Raw genomic sequence first — 4,906 nt, 5'->3', positions numbered from 1 at the left:
GTATGGTAGAATCAAAAGAAGGGAACAAGGGTTTACCTCCTGATTACGTTAAAAACCGCCTGCTGCTCAAAGCAAGGCGGTTTTTAATTTCTAAAGAGAAAAATGATCTAGTTAAAGATTTCCGTGAGACAAAAAGCAGTCTTATAAACTCAAATCATGTTCTTTCTGCTTATTAATTTTTTGCTGATGTGCTTTCTCAAATTCACTCTTTTTAGGCTCTAATGTATCTTTTTCATGCGCCTTAGCGTATTTATCCTTAAATTTGTCCATAAATCCCTTGAAAAGGTTCTTGAAAGACTTCATGTCCTTTGTATTCTCTTTGAGAAATTCTCGAGTGTTTTGATACATAAGTTTAATTTCGTTTTTCAAATCGCTTATACGACTTTTTAATGAATCATTTTCATTTAGGAGATTCATATTTGTTTTTTGCAACGATGCATTTTGTTTCTGCAGATCAGCTCGTTTCTCTTTGGACTCCTCAGCCATATTAATTGCTTTTTGAGCGACTTGTTTAAGCCTTTGATTTTCTTGGACTAAATCGGCGTTTTTCAACCGTTGATAATCTTTTTGAATGGCAGCTGCAGCATTCACTTGTTCTGCTGCCTTTTTGTATTGCTCCGGTGTTAAGACAACATTCCCGGTTTCATTCTCCAAGACCTCCGCCTTACCAAATACCTTATTATTCACTTCTGTCTTGATCTCTCTGCCCTCATACTTCAATTCCTGCGGTTCAAGGGCTTCTGTTAAGGCGTCCAGCTTCTTTTCTTCCTGCTCTGTTTTTTCCTTCGTTTGTCGAAAAATATTTTCATGATAATTGGTTCCCTGCTTATATCTGTCCATCACTTCATGCTTTTTCTCGGTGACCTGTTTTGACTGGCCGCGCTCCAGATCAAACCCTCGCTCATTCATGAATTGATTATAGCGGTCCTGTAAATTGGTCAGTGCCTTCTTATTGCCAACTACTTCTTTGGCCGACATTCTACCATCTGGCGTTAATGGCACCGTTCCAAAGTGCATATGCGGGGTACTTTCGTCTAAATGGACAGCTGCATATAAGATATTCTCTTTTCCATATTCGTTCTCGAGGAACTCAAACGAATCCTGGAAGTATTGATGCATCTGCTCCTCGCTCAGCCCGTCAAAAAACGCTTTATCACTGGTAATGATGCCATCTACGTGCCGCACAGCGTCACTTCGGATTTTCCGCTGCCCGGTATAACCTTCCTCAATCCGCTTTTCGATCAGGTTTTTATAATTCTGCCTTTCCTTGCCATGGACCAAGTCATAATTTAACCCAGTCTTTTCATGATCGATATCTTTGTTGTTATAATTTTTGTTTTCCCGCTGCACATGCTTTTGGATCCCCATTGTATTCACGCTACCCTTTACTTTTTCTACGCGCATAATGGAATAAGACACACTCACGCCCCCCTTTGTAACATTTATGTAATAAAAGCTGCTCTCTATCAATCTATGACAAAGTATAACACACTAGACTTATTGACATAAGTCCTATACGTGTGCTCCTGCGGAGGGCTTGTTCGGCTAACGCCGAAATGGGGCTACTCGCCCCAAACCCTCGCAAATTTTTAAGAGAAAATTTGTTCAGGCGGTTGATTTTCTTACTGATCACTTCTCTTTATCTAGCAAGGCTCAATCAACCATCTTGTCAACAGCGGTTGCCTTAATGGCAACCTTAATTGCCTTCAGGCAGTCGATTGCCTTAATGGCAATCTCTTAGCCTTTAGGCAATTAATACATATGAAATTATCAATCTATAAAACTTTAGAGATTCTTTTTTTGTATATAGAAGAGAGGGATTTTTATGTAAGAGTACATTAAATCCTTTTATATCAATAGTTTTAGAGATTCAGGTTGTACTGACGTATCTATATATATGTACCGAAATTTCGTGACTAATGTCATGATTTTTTCAGTACATATTGACTTATATAAATGTAACAATTATAGTGAAGTTAAAAGAAAAGGGAGAGGGAATTTATGGATAAAAACATGGAATATCATTCCGAAACACAGACATTATTGGGTAAAAAAGCAAAGACATATATTGACGAAGAAACAGGTGAAAAGATAAAAGCGGAACAAGTTACTAAGAGAGCATACGGTCAGAAACATTTTTGGAAGATATATTTAATGGATTTCCTGCAGATATTAGGAGTCTTAGATAGTAAGCAGGTGGATGTGTTTATTTACATATTAGAAAACACAGAGCAAGCTAATAACACATTTATAGGCAGCCAAAGAGATATAGCAAAAGAGTGTAATGTTTCACTTGATACTGTTTCAAGAATCATGAAAAAGCTACAAGAGAATAAATTCATAGAACAAATAAAGAGAAGCGTGTATCAGGTGTCTCCAAACGTAATGATGAAAGGTAACGAACATAAAAAAAGCCTAATCCTCAATTACTATAACGATAAGACAGATGATGAATCATGAAATGCCCATATTGCCAAACAGAAGAGCAAAAAAAATACTGCTCATTTTGCGGCGCAGATCTCACCCAAGACCGTCCGAAAATTAAGCAGTATCTGTCTGAGGAAGAAGCATATCAAAAACAACCTATTTTGGCAACATACCACACCTACGATTTATTACGTATGCTTCAATTTTTGCGTCAAGAACGAACAGATAGTTACAAACAAATGCAAATGGTCAGAAAAGCTCCTGAGAGTGTTTCTGTACCATCTGATATTAATTCCTTTGCTCAACATCTATACAGAGAGCAAACAGCCTATATGAAGATTATAGAAGGCATTTTAATCGACAGGCTAGGGTATAAGCCTAAGCGAGTCGATAACAAGCTTTTAAACGCTTTAAAAGCCAAAATTGAAAGGAGCAACCACTTATGAAAACAACGATTGATCTAAAAGAACTTGAGAACTTTCTCTGGTACTTACAGGATAAAGCAGAAGATGTTTATAAATCCGAAACCAAACAAGCGGTGGAACGATTTTTAGAAGAAAATAAACATATCTAAGATTTTAAAAGGTGCCAGAAGACTGGCACCTTACTTGCTTTAGCTATTATTTTTATTTTCTTTCCATCTCTTTCTGTTAAACAACCACAGAGAAAAGAAGATAATAAATACTGATCCAATAGATACGACTAAACTATTATCAACTGTGAATACTAAAATTGTTGATAATATTACAGCTAAAACAACCGATAAGATTATTCTTAATGAATTATCCAAACTTCAAGTCACCTCATATTTATTGCGATTGTATATCCCAAGTATGGAAAGGAGGTACTAATGCCATTTTAAAATAAACTGCTTTTGAAACTTTACCGGCTACAAATTCATTAATAGATCCTCCTACAACCGCGCCAGCTACAGCTCCGGCTACTCTTCCACTAATACCTCCAAGTGCTGTTGTAACCGCATTTGTACCAATTTTTATTATACTTTCTGAAGTAGAATCAGATAACCATATTTCTGCGTATGTCCAATGAAATTTTATATCATCTTTTCCCTCTATCCCAGCTAAAATTTGTGGGCCATCAGATGTTTGTTTAAAATCAGCATTAACTTTAACAGTATTTTTATTATTATCAACTGATGCATGAGAAAGATCAATTTGTGATAATTGCTTATTAGTATATTCAATTTGTTTAAGCACTTCTTTAAATTGTTCTTCACCTATTGAATTTTTAAGTTCCGTTTGATTTTTAATTATAAACTTTTTATTTTTTACTTCAACATATGTATCCGCAATTTCTTTGGTTTTGTCTGTCATATTAATCATATTAGCTTCAGATTGAGAAACAGAAACATTATTCGTACTTTGAGCAGAAACACTCTGAATTGGTACAGAAATTACAGTGAACAATAAAAATCCACTAAGAATCAAACTACTAATTTTTTTCATCCAACCACTCCTTAAACTATTTTTCATATAAATCCTAACATCTTTTCGGATTATCAATAACAAAAAATAGAAGGAATGGTAATATTATCCTAAGGTGATTAAAAATGCCTAAAGGCTAATAGGTTGCCATCAAGGCAACCCTTTTGTCTACAAGGACTACAACACCACATAATAAAAAATCCTATTAAAATAGCAAATATCCGTACCAGTACCGAATTTTTAAAAGATCCGATTATCACTTTAAGGGTTCTTCAATGTCCTGTCGTGATGTCCGCAATTGCGCAAAATGATGGTATTCGGTTTTTCATGTTGAAAGGTAATGCGTATATCCATGTTAGCACTTGCTTCAAATATGTCTTCATACCCTTGCATTTTCTTTGTGCGAAGGGAAGGATGGCGCGGCTCCCTTCCAAGTTGAAGAATAGCTTTTTCAATGGCTTTTTGTGAATTTTTATCTAGCTTTTGGAAATTCTTTTTGAAGCGCTTAGAAGCTCTTGTCAGATACATTTATTCGCTTTTTTCGTGAAGCCACTTTATTGTTTCTTCGGCACTCATTGGTTCACTCAATCGCCCTGCCTTAATATCTTCTTCCACTTCACGCTCTTCTTTCTGCCATTCTTCAGTCCAAAACCACGCTTGATCTTTTGGAATAGAAACCATTGGGACAAAAACAATTTTTCCGTCCTCTAAACGACATTGCAGGTCATCGCCTTCTTTAAGGTCTAGCGCTTCAACGATTTCATGCGGAACCGTAACTTGAGATTTTCTTTTAAAACGCACTCTCTCTGGTGTCATGGGTACAGCACCTCTTTCTTTTATTTGTGCCATTATATGGTTCCCCCTTTCGGTTTGATTCATTCATCAGTCATACAATCTAACTGTAATACTAATTTTATCACGCCAGGACTTTTTCTCGCAACGTCACAAGCCAAGGTGGAGGGAATAAGATTCTGTATGGTAGAATCAAAAGAAGGGAACAAGGGTTTACCTCCTGATTACGTTAAAAACCGCCT

Annotated in this window: 6 protein-coding genes; 3 read left to right on the top strand and 3 right to left on the bottom strand. The window is 36.2% G+C overall.

All coding sequences use genetic code 11. The features are described 5' to 3' along the window. Positions 1 to 141: 141 nt before the first annotated feature. Positions 142 to 1,419 (bottom strand): MobV family relaxase, encoded by a 1,278-nt coding sequence (gene mobV, locus ON01_RS18370; RefSeq protein WP_010532490.1) that lies wholly within the window; start codon positions 1,417 to 1,419, stop codon positions 142 to 144. 582 nt (positions 1,420 to 2,001) lie between these two features. On the opposite strand from mobV, the gene ON01_RS18365 reads away from it, so the two are divergent. Genes ON01_RS18365 through ON01_RS20120 form a run of 3 tightly spaced genes read left to right on the top strand, consistent with a single transcriptional unit; the run spans position 2,002 to position 3,001 of the window. After that, entirely contained in the window at positions 2,002 to 2,460 is a 459-nt protein-coding gene (locus tag ON01_RS18365; RefSeq protein WP_010532489.1) for a replication/maintenance protein RepL, read from the top strand. Then, on the top strand, positions 2,457 to 2,873 hold the full coding sequence (locus ON01_RS18360; RefSeq protein WP_010532488.1) for a hypothetical protein: 417 nt from the start codon (positions 2,457 to 2,459) through the stop codon (positions 2,871 to 2,873). The genes ON01_RS18365 and ON01_RS18360 overlap by 4 nt, the downstream gene beginning before the upstream one ends. After that, positions 2,870 to 3,001, top strand: a complete 132-nt coding sequence (locus ON01_RS20120; protein ID WP_280990997.1) for a hypothetical protein — start codon at positions 2,870 to 2,872, stop codon at positions 2,999 to 3,001. The genes ON01_RS18360 and ON01_RS20120 overlap by 4 nt, the downstream gene beginning before the upstream one ends. 235 nt (positions 3,002 to 3,236) lie before the next feature. Here the strand turns inward: ON01_RS20120 and ON01_RS18355 are convergent, their stop codons facing one another. Beyond that, a complete protein-coding gene (locus ON01_RS18355; protein ID WP_010532487.1) occupies positions 3,237 to 3,893 on the bottom strand; it encodes a hypothetical protein in 657 nt (218 codons plus the stop codon). Positions 3,894 to 4,400: 507 nt separating this feature from the next. Continuing rightward, positions 4,401 to 4,721: an AbrB/MazE/SpoVT family DNA-binding domain-containing protein gene (locus ON01_RS18345; RefSeq protein WP_010532485.1), complete on the bottom strand. Its 321-nt coding sequence runs from the start codon at positions 4,719 to 4,721 to the stop codon at positions 4,401 to 4,403. Positions 4,722 to 4,906 lie beyond the last annotated feature (185 nt).

Origin of the sequence: Lentibacillus jeotgali (assembly GCF_000224785.1) — a bacterium.
In the GTDB taxonomy this organism is placed as follows: Bacteria; Bacillota; Bacilli; order Bacillales; family Amphibacillaceae; genus Lentibacillus; species Lentibacillus jeotgali.
Note: the sequence above shows the minus strand (reverse complement) of the source record. Positions and strands in the feature narration are given on the sequence as shown.